Source organism: Pseudomonas sp. DR48, from assembly GCF_019823085.1.
Taxonomy (GTDB): domain Bacteria; phylum Pseudomonadota; class Gammaproteobacteria; order Pseudomonadales; family Pseudomonadaceae; genus Aquipseudomonas.
Genome location: NZ_CP081946.1, coordinates 4,602,814 through 4,629,082, shown reverse-complemented (window position 1 = coordinate 4,629,082; position 26,269 = coordinate 4,602,814). Strand labels below are relative to the sequence as shown.

19 protein-coding genes are annotated in these 26,269 nt (G+C 61.4%); 6 read left to right on the top strand and 13 right to left on the bottom strand.

Translation table 11 applies throughout. The annotated features are described in order from the left end of the window. Positions 1–55: 55 nt before the first annotated feature. Together mnxG and K5K95_RS20980 are read right to left on the bottom strand one after the other, a co-directional pair. Positions 56–5,872, bottom strand: coding sequence for a manganese-oxidizing multicopper oxidase MnxG (mnxG, locus tag K5K95_RS20985; RefSeq protein ID WP_222585905.1), 5,817 nt, complete (start codon positions 5,870–5,872; stop codon positions 56–58). Positions 5,873–6,075: 203 nt separating this feature from the next. Beyond that, positions 6,076–6,684, bottom strand: a complete 609-nt coding sequence (locus K5K95_RS20980; protein ID WP_222585904.1) for a lytic transglycosylase domain-containing protein — start codon at positions 6,682–6,684, stop codon at positions 6,076–6,078. Between the two features lie 195 nt (positions 6,685–6,879). Here K5K95_RS20980 and gspG point away from each other — a divergent pair, with 195 nt between their 5' ends. The 3 genes from gspG (at position 6,880) to K5K95_RS20965 (ending at position 9,320) form a co-directional block, all read left to right on the top strand. Then, a complete protein-coding gene (gspG, locus tag K5K95_RS20975; RefSeq protein ID WP_222585903.1) occupies positions 6,880–7,314 on the top strand; it encodes a type II secretion system major pseudopilin GspG in 435 nt (144 codons plus the stop codon). A gap of 14 nt (positions 7,315–7,328) precedes the next feature. Next, a complete protein-coding gene (locus K5K95_RS20970) occupies positions 7,329–8,516 on the top strand; it encodes a type II secretion system F family protein (protein ID WP_222585902.1) in 1,188 nt (395 codons plus the stop codon). Positions 8,517–8,666: 150 nt separating this feature from the next. After that, positions 8,667–9,320 carry a hypothetical protein gene (locus tag K5K95_RS20965; RefSeq protein ID WP_222585901.1) on the top strand — a complete coding sequence of 218 codons (654 nt, stop codon included), beginning with the start codon at positions 8,667–8,669 and terminating at the stop codon, positions 9,318–9,320. A 140-nt stretch (positions 9,321–9,460) separates the two neighbouring features. Here K5K95_RS20965 and K5K95_RS20960 read toward each other — a convergent pair whose 3' ends face one another. After that, positions 9,461–10,357, bottom strand: a complete 897-nt coding sequence (locus tag K5K95_RS20960; protein ID WP_222585900.1) for a LysR family transcriptional regulator — start codon at positions 10,355–10,357, stop codon at positions 9,461–9,463. Positions 10,358–10,519: 162 nt separating this feature from the next. Here K5K95_RS20960 and K5K95_RS20955 point away from each other — a divergent pair, with 162 nt between their 5' ends. After that, positions 10,520–11,539, top strand: a complete 1,020-nt coding sequence (locus K5K95_RS20955) for an alpha/beta hydrolase (RefSeq protein ID WP_222585899.1) — start codon at positions 10,520–10,522, stop codon at positions 11,537–11,539. Positions 11,540–11,606: 67 nt separating this feature from the next. Further along, a complete protein-coding gene (locus K5K95_RS20950; RefSeq protein ID WP_222585898.1) occupies positions 11,607–13,043 on the top strand; it encodes a mechanosensitive ion channel family protein in 1,437 nt (478 codons plus the stop codon). 911 nt (positions 13,044–13,954) lie between these two features. Here K5K95_RS20950 and ycaC read toward each other — a convergent pair. From ycaC to K5K95_RS20915, 7 genes are all read right to left on the bottom strand, one after another. Then, the gene (gene ycaC, locus K5K95_RS20945; protein ID WP_222585897.1) at positions 13,955–14,581 is read right to left on the bottom strand and encodes an isochorismate family cysteine hydrolase YcaC; all 627 of its coding nucleotides are present in this window, start codon (positions 14,579–14,581) and stop codon (positions 13,955–13,957) included. A 70-nt stretch (positions 14,582–14,651) separates the two neighbouring features. Then, positions 14,652–16,490 carry an amidohydrolase gene (locus K5K95_RS20940; RefSeq protein WP_222585896.1) on the bottom strand — a complete coding sequence of 613 codons (1,839 nt, stop codon included), beginning with the start codon at positions 16,488–16,490 and terminating at the stop codon, positions 14,652–14,654. Next, positions 16,487–17,080 (bottom strand): antibiotic biosynthesis monooxygenase, encoded by a 594-nt coding sequence (locus K5K95_RS20935; protein WP_222585895.1) that lies wholly within the window; start codon positions 17,078–17,080, stop codon positions 16,487–16,489. The genes K5K95_RS20940 and K5K95_RS20935 overlap by 4 nt, the downstream gene beginning before the upstream one ends. Then, positions 17,073–17,489 carry a DoxX family protein gene (locus K5K95_RS20930; protein WP_222585894.1) on the bottom strand — a complete coding sequence of 139 codons (417 nt, stop codon included), beginning with the start codon at positions 17,487–17,489 and terminating at the stop codon, positions 17,073–17,075. Before K5K95_RS20930 ends, K5K95_RS20935 begins: the two co-directional genes overlap by 8 nt. 273 nt (positions 17,490–17,762) lie before the next feature. Beyond that, positions 17,763–19,139 carry a hypothetical protein gene (locus tag K5K95_RS20925; RefSeq protein ID WP_222585893.1) on the bottom strand — a complete coding sequence of 459 codons (1,377 nt, stop codon included), beginning with the start codon at positions 19,137–19,139 and terminating at the stop codon, positions 17,763–17,765. A 1,367-nt stretch (positions 19,140–20,506) separates the two neighbouring features. Beyond that, on the bottom strand, positions 20,507–21,427 hold the full coding sequence (locus tag K5K95_RS20920; RefSeq protein ID WP_222585892.1) for a LysR family transcriptional regulator: 921 nt from the start codon (positions 21,425–21,427) through the stop codon (positions 20,507–20,509). A 35-nt stretch (positions 21,428–21,462) separates the two neighbouring features. Continuing rightward, on the bottom strand, positions 21,463–22,449 hold the full coding sequence (locus K5K95_RS20915; RefSeq protein WP_222585891.1) for an MBL fold metallo-hydrolase: 987 nt from the start codon (positions 22,447–22,449) through the stop codon (positions 21,463–21,465). A gap of 206 nt (positions 22,450–22,655) precedes the next feature. Between K5K95_RS20915 and K5K95_RS20910 the strand changes: the two genes are divergently transcribed. Then, positions 22,656–23,093 carry a helix-turn-helix domain-containing protein gene (locus K5K95_RS20910; protein WP_222585890.1) on the top strand — a complete coding sequence of 146 codons (438 nt, stop codon included), beginning with the start codon at positions 22,656–22,658 and terminating at the stop codon, positions 23,091–23,093. 58 nt (positions 23,094–23,151) lie between these two features. Here the strand turns inward: K5K95_RS20910 and K5K95_RS20905 are convergent, their stop codons facing one another. From K5K95_RS20905 to K5K95_RS20895, 3 genes are all read right to left on the bottom strand, one after another. Continuing rightward, a complete protein-coding gene (locus K5K95_RS20905) occupies positions 23,152–24,594 on the bottom strand; it encodes a catalase (RefSeq protein ID WP_222585889.1) in 1,443 nt (480 codons plus the stop codon). A 75-nt stretch (positions 24,595–24,669) separates the two neighbouring features. After that, a complete protein-coding gene (locus tag K5K95_RS20900; protein WP_222585888.1) occupies positions 24,670–25,494 on the bottom strand; it encodes an alpha/beta fold hydrolase in 825 nt (274 codons plus the stop codon). Between the two features lie 32 nt (positions 25,495–25,526). Beyond that, positions 25,527–26,102, bottom strand: a complete 576-nt coding sequence (locus tag K5K95_RS20895; protein ID WP_090182636.1) for a flavodoxin family protein — start codon at positions 26,100–26,102, stop codon at positions 25,527–25,529. Positions 26,103–26,269 lie beyond the last annotated feature (167 nt).

Sequence of the window (26,269 nt, the reverse complement as noted above, 5' to 3'; positions counted from 1 at the left end):
AGATCTGTGTCTGCCTTATCCCTTGTGGGAGCGGTGTCGGCTCCCATCCCTCGTCTTACGGCGCCGGCGCCGGTTCGGGCTCGTTGGTCACCCGCAACAATCCCCAAAGCCCTGCCGTGTTGCCGTACGCGCCGTAGTCGCGGAACAGGTAGTCGCCCGGTATGGCGTTGCTGCCGCCGGCGCTGGGATGCATGAAGCTGAAGTGCGCCGCGGGCAGGATGCTTTCGTGGGCGCCGACGTACATCGACATCGGGTTGTAGCCGAAGCGCACCGACCCCACGCCAGGGGTGGCCATTGGATAACCACCGGTATCGCTCTTCTCCGACTGGAACGGGTTCACCGACCAGACGTGACCATCGAGCTGGAAGGTCGAACCACGGCTGCCACCGGTCGGCATCAGGATGTGGGTGCGGAACGGTTGCCCCGGTTTCACATACAGCACCGGCGTTTGTGGATCGCCGCCCACCAGCGCGTTGCTGAAGGCCATGTGCGCGTTGGGAACATCGCCGTAACCATGGCCGTCGGCGTGGCCGAATGGCGCGTCCGGTGGCAGGCCGAAGCGGAACCACATCGGCTCGGTCTTGTAGTTGATGGCCATGCTCGAATTGTCCTGCGGATCCGTCGGCACACCGGCTTCCGAGGCAATGCCTTCCACCGGACGACCGTTGGCCCAGCGCATGTTCAGCGCTTTCTGCCAGACCATCGCAAAGTCGCGGTAGGTGGTTTGCCCGGGGGCGGTGACGGTCGCCGAGACTTTGCGCGCATCATCGACCCAGGTAGCGCCGATCGGCAGGATGCTCATCGCACCCCCGAGGCCTTTTTGCGGCTGCTTGATCACGTCCGCCGGGGTGAAATTCAACCCGCCGAACTCCACGGCCGTGGCGTTGATGTTGTCGACGCTGCGGCCCAGCTGCGAGATCGGTTTGCCTTCACGCTCCAGGTGCCCGGCGTAGTACTGATAGGTCCGGGTCGGGTATGCCCCGGTGTTACCCACCCGTGGCGGCACGGTCTGGATCGGGTTGGTGCCGACGTTGGTGCCGTCGGATTTGGTGATGTCGTACGCCAGCAATTGTGCATGCAGGCCCACGGTGCTGGACGGCCGCATCAGGTTGTTGCTGAAGGTGGTCGAGCCCTCGCCATCGTTGCGATCGCGCTTGACCATGCCCATCACCGTCGCGGTCTGGGTCAGGTCCGGCATCACGCTGGGCAGGCGGTTTTCCAGGGTGATGTTGATGCAGTCACCCGCCGTCGCGCGCAGCACCAGCGGTTCGACAGGCACACCGGGTTTGAGCTTGCCGGTGACCGGATCGAGGTCTGACTTGCGCACATACAGGATCGCGGTCGGGTCATGCAGCGGACCGCTTTGCCCACCGATGGTAAACGTCGTCCCGTCCTGGGGATCACTGACCGTGACCTGAGGAATATTCACGGCCCGCGAGTTGTACACCAGGGTGCCACCCGCTGCATTCAACGGCCCGCCGACGTGTTGGCCGATCCCGGCCGGGTCGGCCATGGACAGGTTCAACGGATTGCCGAGGATGTCATTGGCCAGCGCGGCAACCACTTCATAGTTGCGTTGCACCGTCGGCCGGGTGCCGATGCCATTCGGGTTGGCGCTGATCCGTGGGCAGACGCCGTCAAACGCCACGGTGTTGCGCACACCCGCCGGTTTCGGGTTATTCGGCAGCGCGAACAGGTCGCTGCGCTGCGCGGTGTAGTTGCGCATCACGCCCCAGATCCCGCTCCAGTAGCCTTCCAGCGAAGCGTCCATCGAGTAGAGATAATCGCCCGTGGTCGCCGCGGCACTGGACATCATCGAAACCGGCGCAATGAAGCCCATCTGCTCGGAGATCCCGATCATTTGCGAAGAGCGCCACCCGGAGTTGGAACTGTTGCCATAACCGGAACCGCTTTGCAGCCACTTCAAGCCATGCAGGGTCACGTTGTGCTCTTCTTCGTGACCGCCGGCATGCACCCGCAGCCGCACATTGTCACCGGTGTAGGTGCGCAGCATCGGGGTGAACGGGTCACCCGGTTCCGCGCCACCACGGTTGATGTGCGGCGGGAACAGCGTGGTGCCGCCGGTTGGGCCAGTGGCGGCGGTGATCAGGTTCGGCGCCAGGTTCATCGCCGGGATCGCGCGGTCGGTGCGGCTTTGCATGGCGTACGCCAGGTCACCGCCCAGGCCATCGGCCTGCATGCCACGCTTGCCGTCCGGGCCGACCTTGTTCGGGTCGTACACCCGCAGGGCCAGCGGTTCGTTGCGGTAATTGACCACGAACATGCCAGGGTCATCGATCGAGATGGCTTGTGGGCACGGCCGGCTTGGACAACCGGGCGTCAGTCCACCACGCGCCTCGACCACCTGCTCAAGCAGGGTCTCGGCTTCTCTGCGCACCGGCGGGTTGATCGCGTAGCGGAAGCTGTCCGCGGTGGCCGGGAAGGCTTGCGCGTTAGGCACGCCGTTAGGGCCGGCGCCGACGTACACCCCGGCTTCATAGGCGTGCTGGAAGTCGCTGTATTCGAGGAAGAACTCACGGAAGCTGTCGTTCTTGCCGTCACCGTCCAGGTCCCCGGTGGACACCACCGCTTGCCACGACGTCGGCCCGCCGTCCTGCCGTGCGCCGCTGTACAACGGCTCTCCCGTTTCGGCGTGGAACCAGGTCGAACCGGCCGGTTCAGCCAGCACGGTGGCGTACAGGCCAATCTGTTGGTGAGTCGATGGGCCGAGGTGGTCGTGGGTGAAAATGGTCCCAAGGCCGCGGTCGACGCCTTTGCTGTTCACTACCGGATCGACAAACCAGCGTTGCATCGCAGTGCGCGCGCCAAGCCAATCGGCGCGGCCAAACTGGCCGAAGTACGGGTGGTTCTTGGCTTTCGGACAGGCCGGCGTTCCGTCACGCGGATCGGTGCCCTGGCACTGGTTGAACTCGCGAATGGCGTGGATGCGTTCTTGCACGGCACCCGGGGAAAGCACGCCGTCTTCGTAGTTCCAGCCGTTGGCCGAACCGTCGGCGGCCGTCAGGTCCCATTTCGGCAGGTGGATGTGCTGACCGATCACGTCGGTCGGTGTGCGCACTTGATAGTCGTCCATTTCATAGACGGCTGGCACCAGGTTGGTTTGCTGGTACTGCACGCAGTCGAAGGTGTTCATGCGCATCACCAGCGGCTCTGGCGGACGCTGCTTGGTGATCACCGGCCAGGCGTCTTCCCACAGCGCCAGAATGCGCGCCTGCGGGAAGTGGTAACCGACCTTGTTGTAGACCGCGTCGAACTGGATGTTCGCGGCTTTGTAGATGCGCGGCCGGTCGGCGGTGAACGTCGATGAGCCGCTATAGGACATGCCGTCGATACGTTCTCCACTATTGAACTCGCCAGTGCCGGCACTGCTGGTCAGGCGTTTTTGCCGATCATCCATGCACGGTTCGTAATACGGCGCGCCTGCCATCGGCAACGCACCATTGGTGCGGAAGTTGCGCGCCACCACTTGGTTGCCCGGTAGCACGGCGAAGCTTGGGTGGTCCTTTTTAGCGTGGAACGCCATGGCCGCCTGTTCGACTTCGGTGCCTTCTTCAGGCACGTAAAGCGGCTTGGCGCGGGTCACTTCCTTGGAGAAATCCAGGGACGTGGTCACGGTGTGCGCCTGGCCACCGGAGGAAAAACCGTCCAGCGAATGACGCCCCAGGCCGCCGTCCCAACCACCGGATTGCGCCGGATCGAGGTTGGCCCACAAGGCATTACCACTGCTTTTCAGGGCCTGTGCCTTGGCGGCGTCGAGCATGTCCAGCGGAGGGGTTGGCGGGCGTTGGCCAACCGATGTTTCCATGCCGCCGATCCAGAACGGATAGCCCGGGTTTTTCAGGCTGCCGTCGGCATTGCGGTTGGCTTCGCTGCGGTCCACCAGCGCCAGGGAACCGATGGCCTGAGCGCCGCCGCTGCCGCCATGGTGTTCGCCGTCGTCACCCGCTTCATCGTCATCGCCACCGGCCACCAGCGCTTCGCCGATTTTCGGTACGATCGCGACTTTGCCTGGCATTGGCGCCATCGCTTTGCCCGGCAGCGGCACGACCGCAGGAATCGGCGTACCGGCGACGATTTCGCCATCGGGCAAGGCCCGGGCACCAGCGGCCGGTTTACCGCTGCGCAGGGCATAAGGTTCGCTGTGGAAACCGTCGGTGCCTTGTTGCGAGACTTCCAGCTTGGTGCCTTCCTCGAAGACATCGTGGACCCGCCACATGCTCCACATGCCCTGGGCAAAATGCGGATAGAAGTGGCAGTGGTAGATCGCATCGCCGGCAACGCGGTTGCGGTTGCCTGAACCGCCGTTGGCGATTTCATAGGTGTAGCCGGCACCCGGGCCGATGCCTTGGGCGTCGACATAGTCGGAATTGTCGTCGTTGGGATTGAACAGCCACTGATGGCCGTGCAGGTGGAAGATGTGCTGCTCGTGGCCGTTGTGGGTGTTGCGGAATTTGACGAAGTCACCGATGTAGCTGTGGTTGACGTTGGACGGCTCGGACGGATACAGCGCCATGGTCGCTTTGACCCCGACCTGATCGGCGTTGGGTACTTGCCCCGGGAGAATGCCTTCCAGACCAGCGTTGGCCGGCACGTCCACCAGCATCGCGACATCGCCCACGGTGTGCGAGCTGAGGAAGAACTCTTCATAGGCGCAGGACAAGCAATCGTGCATCGGCCCCACGCCCAAGCGGTTGGCGACGACCTCGGCGCCCATGCCGCCGGAGCCGTAGTTGATCATGAACGAATCGCGGGTCGGCTCCAGCACGTGGGCCATGACCGGGTCCGCCCAGTAAGCGGGGAATGCCTGGGTGGCAGCCGTTTCATCCTGGAACTGCGAAGCGAAATCACGGAACGGCTCCAGGCGGTTGGGGATCGCCGGGTTGCGTTTGCCGATGGCTTCCAGCGGATAGGTCGATGGCGGGAAGCTGCCATCGGCATTGCTGCCCATCACAATCGCGTCGCTCTCGCTGGAGATGATTTCATTGCCGTCGACCATGCTGATAATCGGCGTGCCGGCCTTGCCTTCACGGATCCACGGTTCGCGCTGCGGGTAGCGCGCCTGGTAATCGACGATCGGCTGACCGGCCGGCGTGCGCCCGACACTCGCCAGGCGCATCTCTTCTTCGGTGACGGTGTTACGGTAGGTGCGCCCGCCCTTGGGCACAACCACCACCTGGCCGAACAGGCCGTTGGCCACGTTGCCCGCATCGCCTTCGCCACCGAAGGTCGCGCCACGGCTGCTGGCCGCGAACGCGCCTTCGCGCTCGGCGTACAAGGTGTAGGAACGGGTGCCGCCGGGAGCGACCAATGCATTGGCGTTGCGCCCGGTGTACGAGGCAATGTCATCGATGCTGTTGACCGCTTGCATGCCGTTGACCTGGAAGCCGACATGCCGGTCAGTGACTTGCTCATCGACTTTAAAGTGGTCGACGTTGCCGACCTCGATTTCGCCCTCGACCCCGCCATCGGCGATTTCGTGGCCGCCAGGATTGGCCTGGTACGCCAGCAGGTTTTGCAGGTTGATAGTCAGGCAGTCACCGGCGGCCACCCGCAACACCAAAGGACGCGGACGCTTGTCGGGCCGCAGCGAGACTTTGCCCGGCACTGCCGCGCCGCCCTGGGCCAGGGACATATTGTGGTCGTCGACCACGTCACGCCGCAGGGCGAACATCATGCCGTTGGCGTTCTGCGCACCGAGGCGGTTGAACATCAACGGCTGGTCCAGCGCCACGATGTTGGCCACCAGATTACGCTCGCAGCGTGCGGCGGCTTCTGCCATCTCGATGCCAAATATCGGCGCTAGAAACAGCAGCAGGTTAAGCAGGTGATGAGCGTGGGGTATGCCGGTCATGATCACGGGCCTCGCTGTGGGTGCTCACAGGGAAAATCTCGACAAATCCCCTTGAGCAAACCGCATGCCATAAATAATTTGTTTGTATTTCAGCTACTTAGCGCAACGACTTGATAACTAGGGGGATATTCCCCATTTATTCCCCACTTTTCGGCCCGGTCCCTGTTGCCCCAACATTGGGGGAACGTCCCCAAGCCTGCCGATCACAACGGCGCGTCCACCGCCAGGCCTTGCAGGCGGCGGTATTGGCGCAGCACGCTGGGCACGTAACGCTGGGTTTCGGCGAACGGCGGGATCACCCCGCCACGGCTGAGCACCGCTTGCGGCCCGGCGTTGTAGGCCGCCACGGCGAGGGCGATGTCGTTGTCGAACAGGGTCATCAGGCGCTTGAGGTATTTGGCGCCGCCCTGGATGTTGGCTTTCGGGTCGTAGACATTCTTGACCCCCATTTCCCGGGCGGTCTCAGGCATCAACTGCATCAGCCCACCGGCGCCTTTGGGCGATGTCGCATCCGAGTTGTAGCGGGACTCTTCGCGGATCACCGCGTGCAGCAGCGCCGCCGGTAATTGATTGGCCGTGGCGGCCGCCGAAACCAGTTCGGCATAGGGCTGCCGGGCAATCATCTGGGGCTGCTGATCAAGGCTGACCAGCGCCTTTTCCGGCTCGTGAATGACCCGCTCATACGTGCGGCCGGGACGGTGAACGTTGGACAGCACGTAGCTGCCCTTGGCGTCCACGGAAACGAACACATCGGCCTGGACGACGCTGGTCAGCAGCAAGCAGCCGAGCAGTCCTGTGGTGAGTGTTTTCATTATTTTTCCTCCCCTGCCCGGCCCCGAAAAATGGGGGTAATGCCCCAATGGCCGGTAGTGAAACAGCCATACGCAAGCACTGTGCCGAAAGCGCAAAGCCCCGTAATACGGGGCTTTCACAAGGTTGGGTGGGGGTGAGCATGGCAATTGCATAGGCCTGCATGGCGACCCTTCTGCCGACTGTGTGAGGTCATCATGAATCAGCGTTTACGTTCCGCCCCGCGTACTCAAAGCGGGTTCACCCTGCTCGAACTGTTGGTGGTGCTGGTGGTGCTGGGGCTGTTGGCCGGCATCGTTGCGCCGAAGTATTTCGCCCAGCTGGGCCGCTCCGAAGTAAAGGTGGCCAAGGCGCAAATCGAAGGCCTGGGCAAAGCCCTGGATCTTTACCGCCTGGAGGTCGGCCATTACCCGTCGACCGAACAGGGTTTGCAGGCGCTGATCACCGCGCCCAGCGATGAAACCCATTGGACCGGTCCTTACTTGCAGAAAAAATTGCCGCTGGATCCGTGGGGCCGTAGCTACACCTACCGCTACCCCGGTGAAAACGGCGAATACGACTTGCTGTCCATGGGCAAGGACGGCCAACCCGGCGGCGAAGGCGAAAACGCCGAAATCACCAGCTGGCAGTGACGGGAGAGTCGACCATGCGCTTTCATCTCAAGGCCGTGGGCAAGGCCGGTGTGGTCTCGATGACCGTCGAGGCACCCGGCCACAGTGAAGCCCGGCGCATCGTCGAAGACCAGGGCTTGCGGGTGGTCAGCCTGCATGCCGAGCGACACTGGCGCGCGTTACGCTTGCAGAAGCGCGAGACCTTCAACCTGGTGTTGTTCAGCCAGGAATTGACCACGCTGCTCAACGCGGGCCTGCCGCTGATCGATGCGCTGGAAAGCCTGGCGGAAAAAGAAACCGCGCCACAGGCCCGCAAAACCTTGAGCGAACTGGTGCGCCTGCTTTATGAAGGCAAATCGTTCTCCCAGGCCTTGGCGCAGTTGTCGGCGGTGTTCCCGCCGTTGTATGTGGCGCTGGTGCAGTCCAGCGAGAAAACCGGCGCCGTGGGCGATGCCCTGGGCCGCTACGTCAGCTATCGCCAGCGCATGGACGAAGTTCGGCAAAAAATCATCAGCGCGTCGATCTACCCGCTGCTGTTGCTCGTGGTGGGCGGTGGCGTGGTGTTGTTTTTGATGGGCTACGTGGTGCCGCGCTTCAGCCTGGTGTTCGAAGGCCTGGGGTCGAACCTGCCGTGGCTGTCGCAAGTGCTGATGAGCAGCGGGATGTTCCTGCACGCGCATCAGGGTGAATTCTTCGGCGCCTTGCTGGCAATCATCGTCGCCCTCGCCTTCCTCCAGCGCCAACCGGCCTTTCGTCGTGGCGTGGACCGGGTGATCGAAAAACTCCCGGCGGTCCATCAGCGCATCTTCATGTACGAACTGGCACGTTTCTATCGCTCGCTGGGAATTTTGTTGCAGGGCGGCATCCCGCTCGTCACCGCCATGGGCATGGTCCGTGGCCTGCTCACCGTCGCCTCCCGCGCACGCCTGGACCAGGCCTGCGAGCGGGTACGCGAGGGGCAGTCACTGTCCACCGCGCTGGAACTCAATCACCTGGTGACCCCGGTGTCCCTGCGCCTGCTGCGTGCGGGCGAACAGTCCGGCAATCTCGGCCAGATGATGGAGCGCAGCGCCGACTTCTACGACGAGGAAATCAGCCGCTGGATCGAATGGTTCGTGCGCCTGTTCGAACCGTTGCTCATGACCTTCATCGGCCTGCTGATCGGAGTCATCGTGATCCTGATGTACATCCCGATTTTCGAGCTGGCCTCAAGTATTCACTGACCCTCTGGAACGGGGTTGAGTTGTACCGTTCATCGCTCATCCAAGGTGCAACTGAATTAATCGGCGAGCTGTGGTGTTCACCCTATGAATCGAGCAGCACGTTGCATTGTTCATCAACGTTCCAACCTGAATAAAAAGACGGAGAACGACATGCACATCAACAAGCTTTTACTTGCAGTAGCTATTGGCGCAGTTCTGTCGGCGTCTACGGTATTGATACCGGACAGTCTGTCCGGTGTGTCGAGTGTTCAGGCCAAGGAAGGTGGTAGTGGCGGCGGAGGCGGCGGTGGCTCCGGCGGTGGTGGGGGCGGCTCTGGCGGTGGCGGTGGCGGCTCTGGCGGCGGTGGCGGCGGATCCGGCGGAGGTGGTGGTGGTAATGGCGGTGGCGGTGGCAGTGGTGGAAGCGGTGGCGGCGGCAATGGCGGCGGTCACGGTGGAAGCGGCAGTGGCGGCAACAGTGGCAGCGGCGGCGGCAATAGCGGCAGCGGTCACAGCGGCAGCGACCATGGCTCAGGACACTCCGGCGACTCGGCCTCATCCGGGCGCAGCGGCTCTCACTCCGAAGCGGGTGACGATCACGGCGTTCATCGTGCCGGCGAAATGGGTGATGACCACGGCGTTCATCGCGCTGGGGAAGTCGGCGATGATCATGGTGTCCATCGTGCCGGTGAAATCGGCGATGACCACGGTGTTCATCGTGCCGGTGAAGTCAGTGATGACCACGGTGTTCATCGCGCCGGTGAAGTCGGTGATGACCATGGTGTCCATCGTGCCGGTGAACCAGGCGATGACAAAAGGACCTGATAACCACTGATCGAAAGATCACTACAAAACCCTGTGGGAGCGGGCTTGCTCGCGAAGGCGGTGCATCAGTCAATATTGATTTCGACTGACACTCCGCTATCGCGGGCAAGCCCGCTCCCACAGTGGAATTGTGTTCGGCTCTACAACCCGCCCGCAGCCTGATCCAGCCGCTCGCGTAAAAACTCGATCAGCGCCTGCACCGGGCGCGAACTCTGGCGATGCTGCGGGTACACCGCCGATAGCGTCAGTGGCGGCGGACGAAACTCGTCCAGCACCGGCACCAGCCGGCCATCCTTCAGTGCCGCGCCGACAATGAACGTCGGCAAGTAGGTAACCCCCATCCCGGCCACCGCCGCATCCCTGAGCAATTCGCCGTTGTTGACGCGCATCCTGCCGGTTACGTTGACCGTCAGCGGCTTGCCCTGTCCTTCGAAACGCCATTGCACCTGTCGACCGTGGCCGTAGGGCAGGCAGTCATGGCTGTGCAAGTCTTCCGGTTTGAGCGGCGTGCCGCGCTCGGCCAGGTAAGCCGGGCTCGCGCAATACACACGCTGGATCGCGGCGATGCGGCGTGCAATCAACGTCGAGTCTTCCAGGGTGCCGATGCGTAGCGCCAGGTCGTAACCCTCGCCAAGCAAATCCACCGGCCGGTCGCTCAAATCCACCTCCACGGTGACGTCGCGATAGCGCTGCAAAAACAACGGCAATAGACACCCCAGATGCGCCAGCGCAAACGACAACGGTGCGCTCACCCGAATGGTCCCGCGTGGCTCGGTGGTCTGCCCGGCGATGCCCTGCTCCACTTGCTCGACTTCGCCAAGCAGGCGCAAGGCCGACTCGTAATAACTCTGCCCCAGTGGCGTGACGTCCAGCCGCCGGGTGGAACGGTTGAGCAAGCGCACGCCCAACCGCTCTTCAAGTTGCATCAAGCGGCGGCTTACGAACTGCTTGGACAGCCCCAATTGATCCGCTGCCGAGGTGAAGCTGCCGGAGTCCATGACCTGGCAAAAAATACGCATATCTTCGAACGGGTTCATTGTCGCGCCCTGGTTGACAGTCAAACACTTTATAGCCGCTTTTTCCTTTTTCGGCACCCCATTAATCTGTGTCCACGGTGTTGCTGAGGCCTGAACGACAGAGCCGGCAGCAACCTGACCCTTAGGTACTCAACGTCGAAAAACTTAAAAAGGATTTACCCCATGAACATCGTCAAAAAAACCCTGGCCGCATCCCTCCTCGCCCTCTCCATCGGCAACGCTTTTGCCGCTGGCAGCCCGGGTGTCGAACACACCACCCAAGCCTTCCTCGAAGCCCTGGCGGCTGGCGGTGGCAAGCCGCTTGAACAGCTGAGCCCTGTCGATGCCCGTGCGGTTCTGACCGGCGCGCAAAACTCGGTGAAGGTTGATCTGTCGGGTGTGGACGTCAGCGACCGCGCTATCAAAGTCGATGGACAAACCATCAACCTGAAAATCGTGCGGCCGGCCAAAGTCAAAGGTGAATTGCCGGTGTTCATGTTCTTCCACGGTGGCGGTTGGGTGTTGGGCGACTACCCGACTCACCAGCGCCTGATCCACGACCTGGTGGTCGGCTCCGGCGCGGTCGCGGTGTATGTCGATTACACCCCGTCACCGGAAGCGCACTACCCGACCGCGATCAACCAAGCTTACGCTGCGACCCGTTGGGTGGCCGAGCACGGCAAGGACATCGGCGTCGACGGCAAGCGCCTGGCAGTGGCCGGTAACAGCGTCGGCGGCAACATGGCGGCGGTCGTGGCCTTGATGGCCAAGGAGCAGAAAACCCCGGCGCTGCGCTTCCAGCTGTTGATGTGGCCAGTGACCAACGCGCAGTTCGACAGCGGCTCGTACCAGCAATTTGCCGAGGGCCACTTCCTCACCAAAGGCATGATGAATTGGTTCTGGGACAACTACACCACCGACCAGGCCGAGCGTGCGCAGATCCATGCCTCGCCGTTGCAAGCCAGCGCCGAACAGCTCAAAGGCCTGCCCGCCGCACTGGTGCAAACCGCCGAGTTCGACGTGTTGCGTGACGAAGGCGAAGCCTATGCCCGCCACCTCGACGCCGCCGGCGTGCCGGTCACGGCGGTGCGCTACAACGGCATGATTCACGACTTCGGCCTGCTCAATCCGCTGAGCCAGATTCCGGAAGTGAAAGCGGCGGTGCGTCAGGCGGCCCTGGAGCTCAAGACTCATCTGAACTAAGCACTGCCAAAAAGCCTGCCCTCGTGCAGGCTTTTTCCCGTCTGCCTTTTGAAAACGGAGTTTCCCCATGTCCTTCGTCCTTGCTCATTTACTGTCCTGGAGCGCCCTGCTGCTGGTGATCGATGCGGTGCTCTGGCAACTCGCGCCGTTCAAGCATCGCGTCACCCGGGTCGGTGTGCGGCTGGCGCTGTTTGTGATGTTCAGCGCACTGGTGATCAACGCCGGCGTCAGCCCTTTACTGGCGCCGCAGTTTGCCGAGGACCGCGTGGTTCAACTGGGCGCCACGGCGCTGGGGATTCTCTGGTGGTTGTACGCGGCACGGGTGCTCACCGAAGTCATCGGCCTGGTGCTGATGCGCCGCATCGGCCACAGCGGTCGATTGCTGCAGGATGTCATCGGCGCACTGGTGTTTCTGGTGGCCATCGTGGCCGCGGCCGGTTATGTACTGGAACTGCCGGTCAAGGGGTTGCTGGCGACCTCCGGGGTAGTGGCCATCGTTGTCGGCCTGGCGTTGCAGAGCACCTTGAGCGACGTGTTTTCCGGGATCGTGCTCAACACCACCAAGCCGTATCAGGTCGATGACTGGATCAAGATCGATGGCGTCGAAGGCAAAGTGCTCGACATCGACTGGCGCGCGACTCACCTGCTGACCAGTGCCGGCAGCACGGCGGTGGTGCCGAACTCAGTGGCGGCCAAGGCGAAAATCGTCAACCTGAGTCGACCCACCAACATGCACGGCGTGTCGATCAGTATTCAGGTGCCCAACCACATTCGCCCGCGTCGAGTGTTGGATGCACTGGAGCGCACACTGCAGGGCAGCAGCAGCTTGCTGCTCAACCCTCCCCCGAAAGCGGTGCTCAAGGAAGCCGGCGAAACCATGTCCGAATACGTGGCCAGCGGCTTTATCACTGAGCTAGGGAAAAAGGGCGAAGTGCGCAACCAACTGTTCGACCTGGCCCATCGGCACCTGGAAGCGGCGGGTATTTCCCGGCAGCTCGATGGCGTGATTGAGCCGACGACTCGCGCGCGGGCGTTGCTTGATGAAGTGAAAATCTTCCGGTCCCTGAGCGAGGATGAGCGTGACCAAATGGCCCAGTCGATGGTCCCGCAGCAGTACGCCGCAGGCCAGGTGGTATTGGCATTGGGCGACGTGCCGGACAGTCTGATGGTGATCGCCACGGGCGTGGTCAGCGCCACCGTGCCGGACGGCACCGGGCAAACCGAAGCTGGGCGCATGGGGCCTAGTGAAGTGATGGGCGAACAAAGCATCCTTACCGATACGCCGTCGGAGGCGACCTTTACTACGTTGACGTCGTGCATCATTTACCGGATCGACAAGGCGCTGACTCGCCAGTGCATGGAGCAACGGGTTGAAGTGGGTCGGGCGCTGAACAAGTTGCAAGCGGTGCGTACGCAAAACAGTCGGTTGGCGTTGCTGGCCAAACCGGCGCCGATCAAGAAAAGCGGGTTTCTGAGTTGGCTGCAGAAACGTCAGCCTGTGTGATGGGTTAGACGGTCATGTTGGGTTGGGGTTGGGGTTGGGTACATATCCGTTTTTTTGGTAACGGCGGCTATTGGTTCCGCCCTGACGGCGGGTTACTTGGAAAAGCGCCAAGTAACCAAGCGCTTGCGCCCCTGACGTCCGGTGCCTCGCTGTGGCTCGGCATTCCCTCACTCCGGTCCTGCTCCGTGGGCCCGCCGCCATCGGCCATCCATGGCCGGGGGCGGCTAACCCGGCATCCATGCCGGGTTGCCCACTACGCAGAACCTGCGTTCGGCCTTCCGATATAGGGCAGATCAAGATCAAGATCAAAAGCGCAAGGCGAGCTAACGCTCGACCTGATGAGTGGTGAGAAGCAAAAGCGCTGCGCCGGCCTGCTCTGCTTTATGTGGGAGCGAGCCTGCTCGCGATGCTGTTGATCTTGATCGTTCCCACGCTCCGCGTGGGAATGCCGCCGGGGACGCTCTGCGTTCCGCTGTCGACACCAGGCTTGAGTCTTGCGCAAGAGTGACGCGGAGCGTCACGGGATGCATTCCCACGCGGAGCGTGGGAACGATCAGGGTCAGGATCAGGACGCGCAAGCGTTGAAGAACCAGGTCGGCCCGCAGGCCGCCTCGCTTTGCTTTGGCGGTGCACGCCCCCTCGAGAGGCCGAGCGCAGGTTCTGCGCAGTGGGCAACCCGGCAAGGATGCCGCGGTAGCCGCCCCCGGCCATGGATGGCCGATGGCGGCGGGCCCACGGAGCAGGACCGGAGCGAGGGCATGCCGAGCCTTGGCGAGGCACCGAACGTCAGGGGCAAAAGCGCTTGGTTACTTGGCGCTTCTCCAAGTGACCCGCCGTCAGGGCGGAACCAATAGCCACCGTTACCGCAGAAACGGATATGTCCCCACCCCAACCTTTTCAACCAGCGAAACTTACTTCGAAGTCAGCACCGAGTAGCTGTTCATCAGGTTGCGGTAGTTTGGAATACGCGGCGACAGCAGGTTCGCCAAACCTTCCATATCGTTGCGCCAGTCGCCTTGCAGCTCGCAAGCCACCGAGAACCAGTTCACCAGTTGCGCACCCGCAGCAGACATACGCGCCCAAGCGGCTTGCTGCACGGTTTCGTTGAACGTGCCCGAAGCGTCAGTCACCACAAACACCTCAAAGCCTTCGGCCAACGCCGACAGCGTCGGGAACGTCACACACACGTCAGTGACCACACCGGCGATGATCAGTTGCTTGCGGCCAGTGGCTTTCACGGCTTTGACGAAATCTTCGTTGTCCCAGGCGTTGATCTGGCCTGGACGCGGGATGTACGGCGCGTCCGGGAACAGCTCCTTGAGCTCAGGCACCATCGGACCGTTAGGGCCGTTTTCGAAGCTGGTGGTGAGGATAGTCGGCAGTTTGAAGAACTTGGCCAAGTCCCCGAGGGCCAGCACGTTGTTCTTGAATTCGTTCGGCGAGAAATCCTGGACCAGCGAGATCAGGCCGGTCTGGTGGTCGACCAACAGGACTACGGCATCGTCTTTGTTCAGGCGTTTGTACGGAACGTTGCTCATGTGAAACTCCTCGATGGATGGGTATTACGTGATGCGCCGATGCAGCCCATCGGCGCTTTTTTTCTAAAAGTCAGAACGCGAAGCACGAGCAGCCAAAGGCGCCCCAGAAACCCGCAAAATCACTGACCGGCGCGTTCGACAGGCGCGCTTTGTCATGGCTGTGGGCATGCACGCCGCACGGCCCGCTGCAATGGTGAACCTGCGCCTGCATCGGCGAGGTCGGCCGCCAGTGCCCCGGCACTTTCACCACCGGTGACCAGTCCGGCAGCACCGGCACGCTGGCCGGCCCGAGTTTTTCGAAATCACCGGCGGCGTACACCACCTTGCCGCCGACCACGGTCAACACCGATTCGATCCACTTGATCGCTTCTTCGTCGACGCTGAAAAAGTCCGCGCTCAGCGCAGCGACGTCCGCCAGTTGGCCGACCTTGATCTGGCCTTTCTTGCCCTGCTCGGAAGAGAACCAGGCGCTGCCGTGAGTGAACAGCTCCAGCGCGGTCTGCCGGGACAAGCCCTCGGCATGCAGCTCAAGTCCGCCCACGGTGCGGCCGCTGACCATCCAGTACAGCGAAGTCCATGGATTGTAGCTGGACACCCGGGTCGCATCGGTGCCGGCGCCGACCGGCACGCCTTCAGCCAGCATGCGCTTGATCGGCGGGGTCGCTTCAGCGGCCTTGGCGCCATAACGCTCGACGAAATACTCGCCCTGGAACGCCATCCGGTCCTGGATCGCAATACCGCCGCCCAGCGCCCTCACACGCTCGATGTTCTGTGGGGTGATGGTTTCAGCGTGGTCGAAGAACCACGGCAAACCGTTGAACGGAATGTCGCGATTGACCTTCTCGAACACGTCGAGCATGCGGCTGATGGATTCGTTGTAAGTAGCGTGCAAACGGAACGGCCAGCGTTGCTCCACCAGGTGGCGGACCACTGGTTCCAGCTCGTCTTCCATGGTTTGCGGCAGGTCCGGGCGCGGCTCGAGGAAGTCCTCGAAATCCGCCGCCGAAAACACCAGCATTTCCCCGGCGCCGTTGTGCCGCAGGAAATCGTCGCCCTGGTGCAGGGTCACGCTGCTGGTCCAGTTCTTGAAATCGGTCAGCTCTTCTTTCGGCTTCTGCGTGAACAGGTTGTAAGCGATGCGAATGGTCAGCTGCTGGTCCTTGGCCAACTGCTCGATCACCTGGTAATCGTCCGGATAATTCTGGAAACCACCCCCGGCATCGATCGCACTGGTCAGGCCCAGACGATTGAGCTCGCGCATGAATTGGCGGGTCGAGTTGACCTGATATTCCAGCGGCAGCTTCGGCCCCTTGGCCAGCGTCGAGTAAAGAATCATCGCGTTCGGACGTGCGACCAGCATGCCGGTCGGGTTGCCATTGGCATCCCGGACAATCTCGCCGCCCGGCGGGTTCGGCGTATCACGGGTGTAGCCGGCCACGCGCAAGGCAGCGCGGTTGAGCAAGGCGCGGTCGTAGAGGTGCAGGACGAACACCGGGGTGTCCGGCGCGGCCTGGTTGAGTTCTTCCAGGGTCGGCATGCGCTTTTCAGCGAACTGGAATTCGTTCCAGCCACCGACCACGCGTACCCATTGCGGCGTCGGCGTACGGTCAGCCTGATCCTTGAGCATGCGCAGGGCATCGACCAACGACGGCACGCCTTCCCAGCGCAATTCGAGGTTGTAGTTCAAACCGCCACGGATCAGGTGCAAGTGCGAGTCGTTGAGGCCAGGGATGACGCAGCGTCCCTTGAGGTCGATGACCTGCGTACCCGACCCGCGCAAGGCCATGGCCTGGGCATCGGTGCCAACCGCAACGAAGCGACCATCGCTGATAGCAACAGCGCTGGCGCGTGGGTTTTCACGGTCTACGGTATGAAATTGGCCATTGAATAAAATCAGATCGGCGTTCATCGCGTTTCCTTTGGCTGAGTGGAAGAAGACAGCCAAGGCGCGAACAAGCGTGTGGCCATTGGCATGAACAGGTACACCACCGAGACAACGATGGTCAGCGTGATCAGGAACGTCGCGACCACGTAATTGGACAGCAACGCGTTGAGTCGCAGCAGCGGGCCCCAGAGCAGCGGCACCAGCAACGTGTGCGGCAGAATCACCAGCAACGTGACCACGGCCTGCTTCCAGCGCGGAGGTGGCGACGACGCGGTATCGGCTTGCGGGGCGAACCAGAATTCCTTGACCGGATTGACTTCGGTCTGGTCGCCGTCGGCGAGCATCGGCGCGGCTTCGTTGACCAGCTCCAGGCGCTGTGGCGAATCGAGCCAGCGCTGCATCGCCTCGGTCGAGCAAAAGCGCAGCACGCAGGTGTACATGTCGAGCCCGGCGTTTTTACCGCGCATCACGTCTACACCCAAGTGCCCGTCCTGCTGCCCGGCAATGCTGACAATGTTGCGCAACCAGGCTTCGTAAGGCACTTCAAAACCAGCCTTGACCCGATGCTTGATGACCAGGGTCACGACTTCTTCGAAACGGTTGGATTCAGGCATAACGCAAAGCTCCGGCGAATCGGACATTGAGCGCCAGCCGTCCCGGCCCGGCGATGAAAAGACTGGTGAACAGAATCAGCAGCAACCAGCCGAACTGGCCTTCATCGAGGCTCCACTGTGGATGCACGACCAACAGGGCGATCAACAGGACACACAGAATCGGCAGGCACGCCAACCGCACCAACACCCCGACAATGATCAACAGCGGACACAACACCTCGGCAAAAATCGCCAGCATCAGCGTGACATTCGCACCGAGGTGGAAAGGGTCTTCGATGACCTGCAACTGCGCACTGTAGTTAAGCAGCTTGGGCAAACCGTGCACCCACAGCAGAAACAATCCGCCGCTGACCCGCAGAAAAAACAACCCGAAGTCCTGGGCTCGCTGATCCCATTGCGAAGTGTTCATGGGCTACCTGCACAAATGAAAACCACCGGCATCCAAGCGCCGGAACATCATTCGATAGTGCCGTTGCGGGGGCGGAAAAAATTGGATGTACGTGCTCTTTTTGGGGATTAGCCCGACAGCGAGATCCACCGTGGCCCCTTGTGAGTTCTTCATGGCAGGAAAGCATTTGTCAGGCACAAAAAAACGACCTCTTGTGAGGCCGTTTTTTCAGTAGATCAACTTCGGAGCCATGTCGATGCCTCTGTTCAAGAGGAGCACTTTTGAGATGTTTACTCACCCGCCGGAATTGAAAACGCTCAGCCTCAGCGGTTGCGATACCACCGGGGGCGATGCCCCGCGGGTATAGCTGAATGTCACCGTGACCGTTTGGCCGACATTGGCGCTGACAAGCGAAGTGGGTAGCAGAATTTCTCTGGGCTTGATGTCGCCAGCCCGAACCGGAGCGGTGGTTCGCGTCCCGGCGCCCGGCGTGCCAACCCACATTACTCTGACCAGATCCAAGGCTTCCATGTCGTAGTCCAACACGGCAGTCAGGCGATCCCTGGCCGCAACCAGGTCGAGGTTTATGTTATCGGGAGCCTCTTTGATGGTAAGCGGCAATGGAAGTGGGGACGTTACGTTGATCGTCCACGTGTTGGATTCCTCATTACCGCCATACAAAGCCACGGCCTTGAATACATGCCGCCGCACATCCAGCTCCGACACCAACACTTCCCAGCGACCGGAAATGGCCCTGGCTTTACCAAGGGAGACTTCCCCATCAAAGAGCTCCACCTCTTCGCCCGCCAATGCGGTCCCGGTTACCATTACGCGAGAATGAGCAGTGTCTCCCATGTCGGGAATAACGATATTGTCAGAGCCCTTCACCGATTCGATCACCGGGACTACCGGTGTGACCGGTCCATTCGTGCTGACGATGTAGTTGCGATGCGCAAACACTTGGGCAAGGGCCGGGTCCTCGCTACCCTGCAGGCCCGCCATAAACTCCAGAGTCAGCGTACTGCGATCCTTGAGCCCCTTCAGCAGGTCGGCGGGGTAGTCTTGTGCATAGAAGCCTTTGTCGAATTTCTGATCGACAACATTGCCCGGCGCACTCCAGTACAGCTTATCGAAAACGCTATCGTCGGCGTTGGTCCCTCTGAGACGCAACCAGAAGTATTGACCTTGGGTTTGCAGGGGCCATGCGTTGGTCCGCAGGGTGAATTGGGTCAGCGCACTTACATCCAGGACCAAACCCGTGCCAAACCCGGGTGCCTGCGTGATAAAGGGTCTGGGAAACTCGCTTAGCGCTATGGGCAGCACGTATAAAATCAACGGCTGCGAAGTCACAGGCGCAGAGTCACCTCGAATAACGGTATAGGTCAGCGTCACCGTCCTCCCCAAATTGAAGATCACCAGCGGTATACCGCCTATCCCGACCTCCAAGGGACGCAACTCACCCACCGGGAAGAACACCGACGTATACGAACCAGCCCCCGGAGCCCCTGCCCAAGTCACACTGACCCTGTCACCGGGCTCAATGTCGTACTCCATGACAATCCTGCAGCCATGCGTGAGCGCCAGTGGATTCAAGAGGTCCAGAGCCCGACTTTCACGAATGTACGGAGGTGGCAATTTTTCCGTGACTAGTTCCGTACCCTGACCATTCATTATTCGTTCCCTGTACGTGATTAAACCTGCCACCTGGAGCACGCCTATCACACACCGAATCGTGAACACCGGCTACTGTCAGAACTTACAGGTCAATAACAATTACGGACGAATGGTAAGGATTGACGGGGCTGCGCTTTTTCAACTGACAACGTTACCGCCCGTTCAAACAACCACATCCCGGCCAGCCCGCCCACAATACATCGGCGCACACGCCTCGCTCTTCACCACTCAACAGGCCGAGCGGTAGCTCGCCTGCAGCTCTTGATCTTGATCCACCCGTCCCTTCGGAACGCGGAGCGTCCCTGGCTGCATTCCCACGCGGAGCGTAGGGAACGATCAGTGGGGGTAGCTGGAAGAGACTGGTCGGCTGCCAGGCCGCCATCGCTAGCAGGCTAGCACCCACAATAAAAACCGAGGTACACCGCCTCGCTCTTCACCACTCAACAGGCCGAGCGGTAGCTCGCCTGCAGCTTTTGATCTTGATCCACCCGCCCCTTCGGAACGCGGAGCGTCCCTGGCTGCATTCCCACGCGGAGTGTAGGGAACGATCAGTGGGGTAGCTGGAAGAGACTGGTCGGCTGCCAGGCCGCCATCGCTAGCAGGCTAGCTCCCACAATAAAAAACCGAGGTACACCGCCTGCTCTTCACCACTCAACAGGCCGAGCGGTAGCTCGCCTACAGCTTTTGATCTTGATCCACCCGCCCCTTCGGAACGCGGAGCGTCCCTGGCTGCATTCCCACGCGGAGCGTAGGGAACGATCATTGGGTGGCAGGAAGAGATTGGTCGGCTGGCAGGCCGCCATCGCCGGCAGGCCAGCTCCCACAATGGACCGGTGTCTACCGCCGCTCCTCACCACTCAATAGGCCGAGCGGTAGCTCGCCTGCTTTTGATTTTGATCTACCCGCCCCTTCGGCAGGCTGAGTGGAGGCGTTCATCTGGGGGGCAGGCGCGTAGCGCCGTGCGGCGAAGCCGCACACATCGAGAGGAGGTCGTCGCGAAGCAGACCGGAGGCGATGCCCCCAGATGAATGCCGGAGCGAAGGAACACCGAGCCCTAGCGAGGGGCCGGACGTCGGGGCGAGCCTTTTTTTTGCTTACTTTTTTTGAGGCGTTTGTCAAAAAAAGTGAGTCGCCGTCAGGGCGAAACCCTAAGCCGCCGTTACCGCAGCAACGGATATGTACACCTGAAAGAGACTGGTCGGCTGTCAGGCCGCCATCGCGAGCAGGCTCACTCCCACAAGTTCGGTGTACACACGAAAGAGACTGGTCGGCCGTCAGGCCGCCATCGCGGGCAAGCCCGCTCCCACAGGGTTCGATGTACACCCGAAAGAGATTGGTCGGCCCAAAGGCCGCCACGTTCACGCTCAACCAGGAATACCCAAAGGCAGCGACATAAACTGACTAATGCGAGCCCGCAACCACCGCTCCGCCGGATCATTGTCATGCACCCCACTCCAAGCCATCGACAACTGCGCAGCCTCAATCGGAAACGGCGGATCCTCAGCCCTCAACGCACAGCCCTCAACCAACGCACACGCCGCATAATCCGGCACCGTCGCAATCATCTCAGTCCCGGCCAACAACGCACGCAACCCACTGAACTGCGGAACACCCAACACCACCCGCCGACAGCGCCCGATCTTCGCCAGATCAAGATCAATGTTGCCGCTCAAATCCCCCGAAAACGACACCATCGCATGCGGCCGCTCACAATACTCATCCAGCGTCAGCGGCCCCGGACGCTTGTCACCACGCAACACCTTGCACGGAATATCGCGCAAGGTCTTACGCTTGGCATTCGCCGGCAAATCCGTGGTGTAACTCACCCCCACCGAAATTTCCCCGGACGCCAACAACGCCGGCATCAACAGATAATTGGCCCGCCGCACCACCACGACAATCCCCGGCGCCTCCTCGCGCAGCTGCGTCAACAGCGGCGGAAACAAACCAAACTCGGCATCGTCCGACAACCCGATACGAAACACATCGCAGCTGGTCGTCGGATCGAACTCCTTGGCCCGGCTCACCGCCCCGGAAATCACATCCATCGCCGGTTGCAGCTCCTTGAGAATCGCCAGCGCCCGCGCCGTCGGCTCCATGGCGCGCCCATTGCGCAGCAACAACGGATCGTCGAACAGATCACGCAACCGTGCCAGCGCCGCACTCACTGCCGGCTGGCCCATGAACAGTTTTTCAGCCACTCGAGTGAGGTTCTTCTCGAACATCAACGCTTCGAAAATCACCAACAGGTTCATGTCGACGCGACGCAGATCGTTACGGTTCATAGGCACGGTTCCCTTGTTGTGTTCAGCCGGCGACTTTACTCGATCAACGGCACGTTCGCCGCACGTTTGTAAGGCCCGTATTCCACCGGCACCCATTGGAAATGCTTGCCCTGGGCGGCGATGTGGCCAATGCCGGGGAACGGCAAGTGCGCTGCCGTCACCCAGGTCTTGCTCGCCGCTGCTGCCGTAAATACGGTGGCGCGGCTCTTGATCGCCTGCTGGCTGTTGACGTCAAAACCGATCGACACTTCAGGGTGTTCGAACTGCACCGCGAGGTTATGCACCAGATCGCCCATGAACAGAATGCTCTGCCCCTGGGAAGTGAACCGGTAGGTGGTGCTGCCCGGCGTGTGCCCCGCTTCCAGCTCCGCATCGACTACACCCGGCACCGGCGACTGACCGGCATCGAACGTCTTGAAACGTCCCTCGGCCACATACGGTGCGGTTGAGTCCTGGGCGATTTTGAAATACGGCTTGGCGCCCTCGGGTGCCTTGGCAAGCGCCTGGGGATCGAGCCAGTAAGCGGCTTCCGCCTTCGCCGCAAAGACGGTGGCATTGGCGAACACGGGTTTGTGCTGGGCGTTGACCAGCCCGCAGACGTGGTCCAGGTGCAGGTGCGTCAACAAAATCGTATCGACTTGCGCAGGCTCATAACCGGCGGCTTTCATGTTGTCCGAGAGCATGCCGGCCGTGGCGCCAATGCATTGGCCCGCCCCCGTATCGACCAGGATCAATTGCTTGCCGGTGTTGATCAAAAAGGCGTTGAACGCGGTCTGCACGCCCGGTGTTTCAATCGAACGGCGAGCCAGCAGCGCGCGGATCTGGCTCTGGGTCAGGCCCTTGAGCAGTTTGGGCGACAGGTCGTTGTAGCCGTCGAACAGCGCCGTGACTTCGTAATCGCCCACCGCCAGGCGGAAATAGCCCGGCGCTTGTGTGCCGACCTGTGCAGGCGCCTGCGCCGCACACACTCCGGCTGTCATCGCCACCGCCAGCCCCAATGCACTTGCCAGAGAATGTTTCATACTTTCACCTTGATCGAGTCAAAAAAGCGGCCATGCAAACGCCGTACGATGAGGTCGATTGTGCACGGGACAGGCCCTTGGAAATTGCAGCAATGTGCTGAGTTAGCGCTGTTGCCCACCTCGTACACGGACGGAATTAACAACGTTTAACTCGCCTGCCAGCGCGTCGCGACCAAGAATGAAGCTCACCGACACGGACATCTGTCATGGCCCAATCTCAGCGAAACGTCGCCTGCGCGACTGCCACTCAAACGCGAAAGAAAACCACCGGCGGCCTGACCCCGTGGCGCGAAAGCCTGGTCAAGCAGCTGATCCTCGAGCGCCTCGACGAGACCATTGAAGTGACCGAGCTGGCTAGCGCCTGTGCCCTCTCACGCAGTCATTTCTCCCGCGCATTCAAGTGCAGCACCGGGCTCTCGCCCCAGGACTGGATTCGCCAGCAGCGTATTGCCCGCGCCAAGCAATTGATCCAGGACACCGAACTGACCCTGACGCAAATCAGCCTCGAATGCGGCTTCTGCGATCAGGCACATTTCTGTCACATCTTCACCCGCAGCGAAGGTATCACCCCGTTCGCCTGGCGTTGCCGTACGGTGCGCCCCCTTCCCCGCCGCCCCGCCTACGCCGCCGAACTTCACGCGTAATATTCGATGTCGCACGCTTCGTAGCAGCGGTCGAACGACAGCTGCTACGTGGGTTGCGTCAGCCCAGCGGAGAAAGCCGCTCCAACGCCTCAGCCACCCCGAACCCATACGCCGGATCAGCCTTGGTGCAGTTCTCGATATGGCGCTGGCGAATGGCCTGCGGCACGCCATTCATCGCCCGTGCGGTGTTGTCGAACAGCAACTGTTTGCGCACCGGGTCCAGCAACCGGAACAGGTTGCCTGGCTGCTCATAGTGGTCATTCTCAAGCCGATGGTCATAGTGCTGGGCAAAGCCTTCCACCGGTAGCGGCGGATCGGCCAGCTCCGGTGAGTCCTGCCATTCACCCACGCTGTTGGGGAAATAACTGGCGGTGCCACCCAGGTTGCCGTCGGTACGCATGGCGCCGTCGCGGTGATAGCTGTGGGACGGTGAGCGCGGTGCGTTGACCGGGATGTGATTGAAGTTGACCCCCAAGCGATAGCGCTGAGCGTCACCATAGGAAAACAACCGCGCCTGAAGCATGCGGTCCGGCGAAAAGCTCACGCCTGGTACCACGTTGGCCGGAGAGAAGGCGGCCTGTTCGATTTCGGCGAAGTGATTCTCGGCGTTCCGGTTGAGCTCCATGATGCCCACTTCGATCAGCGGGAAATCACCGTGTGGCCAGACCTTGGTCAGGTCGAATGGATTGTGCCGGTAGGTGTTGGCCTGCTCCTCCTCCATCACCTGAACGCACAATTTCCAGCGCGGGAAATTGCCCTGCTCGATGACTTCGTACAGGTCCCGCAGGTTGCTTTCGCGGTCCCTGCCGACCACCGCTTGCGCCTCTGCATCCGTGAGGTTTTGAATCTCTTGCTGACAAACAAAGTGAAACTTCACCCACACCCGTTTGTTGTCACGGTTGATCAGGCTGAACGTGTGGCTGCCGAAACCGTGCATGTTGCGGAAGCTGACGGGAATCCCGCGATCGCTCATGACGATGGTCACCTGGTGCAGCGCCTCCGGCAGCAAGCTCCAGAAATCCCAGTTGCTGGTGGCGTTGCGCAGGCCGGTGCGCGGGTCGCGCTTGACCACGTGGTTAAGGTCGGCGAAACGCAGCGGGTCACGGAAGAAAAACACCGGCGTGTTGTTGCCGACGATGTCCCAGTTGCCTTCGTCGGTATAGAACTTCACCGCGAAGCCACGGATATCGCGCTCGGCATCCGCCGCGCCGCGCTCGCCGGCCACCGAGGAAAAACGCACGAACAACGGCGTCTGCTTGCCCACGGCACTGAAAATACTGGCCTTGGTGTAGCGGCTGATGTCGTGGGTGACGGTGAACGTGCCGTAAGCGCCCGCGCCCTTGGCGTGCATGCGCCGCTCAGGGATGACTTCGCGGTCAAAGTGGGCTAGTTTTTCCAACAGCCAGATGTCTTGTAAAAGTGCCGGCCCACGAGGGCCGGCAGTCTGGATATTGAGGTTATTGACCACCGGTGCGCCGGTGGCATTCGTCAGCTTTTTCATGGACTCGATCTCGACAGTTAGCTGCTCTCACCAGCAGCGAAAACCGGCGCGGATTGAAATCCGCGCCGGGGTTCATCATCCCTTCAAGAACGCCAACAGCTCAGCGTTGAGCTGATCCTTGTGAGTGTCAGTCAAGCCATGGGGTGCACCGGGGTAGATCTTCAGCGTAGATCCTTTCACCAGTTTTGCCGACGCAATGCCCGCCGCCTCGATGGGCACCACCTGATCCGCGTCGCCATGCACTACCAGCGTCGGGATATCGAACTTCTTCAAGTCCTCGGTGAAGTCGGTTTCGGAGAACGCCTTGATGCAGTCATAAGCGTTCTTGTGACCGGCCATCATGCCTTGCATCCAGAACCAGTCGATCATGCCCTGGGAAGGCTTGGCGTCCGGTTTGTTGAAGCCGAAGAACGGTCCGCTGGCGAGGTCGATGTACAGCTGCGAACGGTCGGCCAGGGACGCCTGGCGAATGCCGTCGAACACTTCGATCGGCAAGCCGCCGGGGTTGGCTGCGGTTTTGAGCATCAACGGCGGCACCGAGGAAATCAGCCCGGCCTTGGCCACGCGGCCAGTGCCGTGGCGACCGATATAGCGCGCCACTTCGCCGCCGCCGGTGGAGAAGCCGAACAGCACGGCATCCTTGAGGTCGAGCAACTCGATCAACTGCGCCAGGTCATCGGCGTAGGTGTCCATATCGTTGCCAGTCCACGGCTGGCTGGAGCGGCCATGGCCACGGCGGTCGTGGGCGATGACCCGATAGCCTTTGGAGGCCAGGAAGATCATCTGCGATTCCCAGCTGTCGGCGTTCAGCGGCCAGCCGTGACTGAATACGATCGGCTGACCGGTGCCCCAGTCCTTGTAATAAATCTCGGTGCCGTCTCGGGTCGTGAATGTACTCATGCGATATCTCCTTTTCGAGTGTTGGGGGTGTTTCAAAGCGGTGAGTGGCCCATGCGTTCGGCGAGTCGCGCCACGCGCTCGCCCAGGTGCGCGGCGGTGCAGCGGTCTTCTGGCGGAGGCGCCAGCTCGGGGGACTGTTCGACATTCGACTGGGCCATGACCCCGAGCGAACTGCCGAGGCGATTGAGCTGTCCGTCGAACACGCCGGTGCTCGAACGTGCCGGCAGCACGTCGAGGCCGACCCAGATCATTGAATGCTGCGCGGCGAACACCGCCAGCTGCAGCAAGGTGTTGAGTTTGTCGCCGCACAGGCAGCCGGAGTTGGTGAACCCCGCCGCCAGCTTGTTGCGCCATGGCTGGGCCAGGTAAAACGCCGCCGTGGATTCCATGAAGCTCTTGAAGGACGCCGAAGCGCTGCCCATGTAGGTCGGGGCGCCGAAAATGATGGCGTCGGCACTGTGCAATCGATCCCAGTGCTGGTCCACGTCCTCGACCGGCACCAGCAGACTGGTGCTGCCCAGATGCCGCTCGACACCGAGGGCGACGGCCTCGGCCAAGACACGGGTGTGCCCGTAGCCACTGTGATAGACCACCACCACGTTGCTCATTGCAGCGTCCTCTCGAGGTATTAATCCCTTTGCAACACCGCTGCCCTATTGAGCGAGCAGGCTCGCTCCCACCAGACCAGTGGAAGTTGAAGCAACTGAGTTTTGGGCGTAGACCACACTGAGCACGAGTTAAACGTTGTTAATTTTCCTTGGCGCGCCAAAAGCCG

What these genes read in the sequence shown, in the direction of transcription:
- mnxG (WP_222585905.1), bottom strand. Translation starts at nt 5,872, where the DNA reads ATGACCGGCATACCCCACGCTCATCACCTGCTTAACCTGCTGCTGTTT.
- K5K95_RS20980 (WP_222585904.1), bottom strand. Translation starts at nt 6,684, where the DNA reads ATGAAAACACTCACCACAGGACTGCTCGGCTGCTTGCTGCTGACCAGC.
- gspG (WP_222585903.1), top strand. Translation starts at nt 6,880, where the DNA reads ATGAATCAGCGTTTACGTTCCGCCCCGCGTACTCAAAGCGGGTTCACC.
- K5K95_RS20970 (WP_222585902.1), top strand. Translation starts at nt 7,329, where the DNA reads ATGCGCTTTCATCTCAAGGCCGTGGGCAAGGCCGGTGTGGTCTCGATG.
- K5K95_RS20965 (WP_222585901.1), top strand. Translation starts at nt 8,667, where the DNA reads ATGCACATCAACAAGCTTTTACTTGCAGTAGCTATTGGCGCAGTTCTG.
- K5K95_RS20960 (WP_222585900.1), bottom strand. Translation starts at nt 10,357, where the DNA reads ATGAACCCGTTCGAAGATATGCGTATTTTTTGCCAGGTCATGGACTCC.
- K5K95_RS20955 (WP_222585899.1), top strand. Translation starts at nt 10,520, where the DNA reads ATGAACATCGTCAAAAAAACCCTGGCCGCATCCCTCCTCGCCCTCTCC.
- K5K95_RS20950 (WP_222585898.1), top strand. Translation starts at nt 11,607, where the DNA reads ATGTCCTTCGTCCTTGCTCATTTACTGTCCTGGAGCGCCCTGCTGCTG.
- ycaC (WP_222585897.1), bottom strand. Translation starts at nt 14,581, where the DNA reads ATGAGCAACGTTCCGTACAAACGCCTGAACAAAGACGATGCCGTAGTC.
- K5K95_RS20940 (WP_222585896.1), bottom strand. Translation starts at nt 16,490, where the DNA reads ATGAACGCCGATCTGATTTTATTCAATGGCCAATTTCATACCGTAGAC.
- K5K95_RS20935 (WP_222585895.1), bottom strand. Translation starts at nt 17,080, where the DNA reads ATGCCTGAATCCAACCGTTTCGAAGAAGTCGTGACCCTGGTCATCAAG.
- K5K95_RS20930 (WP_222585894.1), bottom strand. Translation starts at nt 17,489, where the DNA reads ATGAACACTTCGCAATGGGATCAGCGAGCCCAGGACTTCGGGTTGTTT.
- K5K95_RS20925 (WP_222585893.1), bottom strand. Translation starts at nt 19,139, where the DNA reads ATGAATGGTCAGGGTACGGAACTAGTCACGGAAAAATTGCCACCTCCG.
- K5K95_RS20920 (WP_222585892.1), bottom strand. Translation starts at nt 21,427, where the DNA reads ATGAACCGTAACGATCTGCGTCGCGTCGACATGAACCTGTTGGTGATT.
- K5K95_RS20915 (WP_222585891.1), bottom strand. Translation starts at nt 22,449, where the DNA reads ATGAAACATTCTCTGGCAAGTGCATTGGGGCTGGCGGTGGCGATGACA.
- K5K95_RS20910 (WP_222585890.1), top strand. Translation starts at nt 22,656, where the DNA reads ATGGCCCAATCTCAGCGAAACGTCGCCTGCGCGACTGCCACTCAAACG.
- K5K95_RS20905 (WP_222585889.1), bottom strand. Translation starts at nt 24,594, where the DNA reads ATGAAAAAGCTGACGAATGCCACCGGCGCACCGGTGGTCAATAACCTC.
- K5K95_RS20900 (WP_222585888.1), bottom strand. Translation starts at nt 25,494, where the DNA reads ATGAGTACATTCACGACCCGAGACGGCACCGAGATTTATTACAAGGAC.
- K5K95_RS20895 (WP_090182636.1), bottom strand. Translation starts at nt 26,102, where the DNA reads ATGAGCAACGTGGTGGTGGTCTATCACAGTGGCTACGGGCACACCCGT.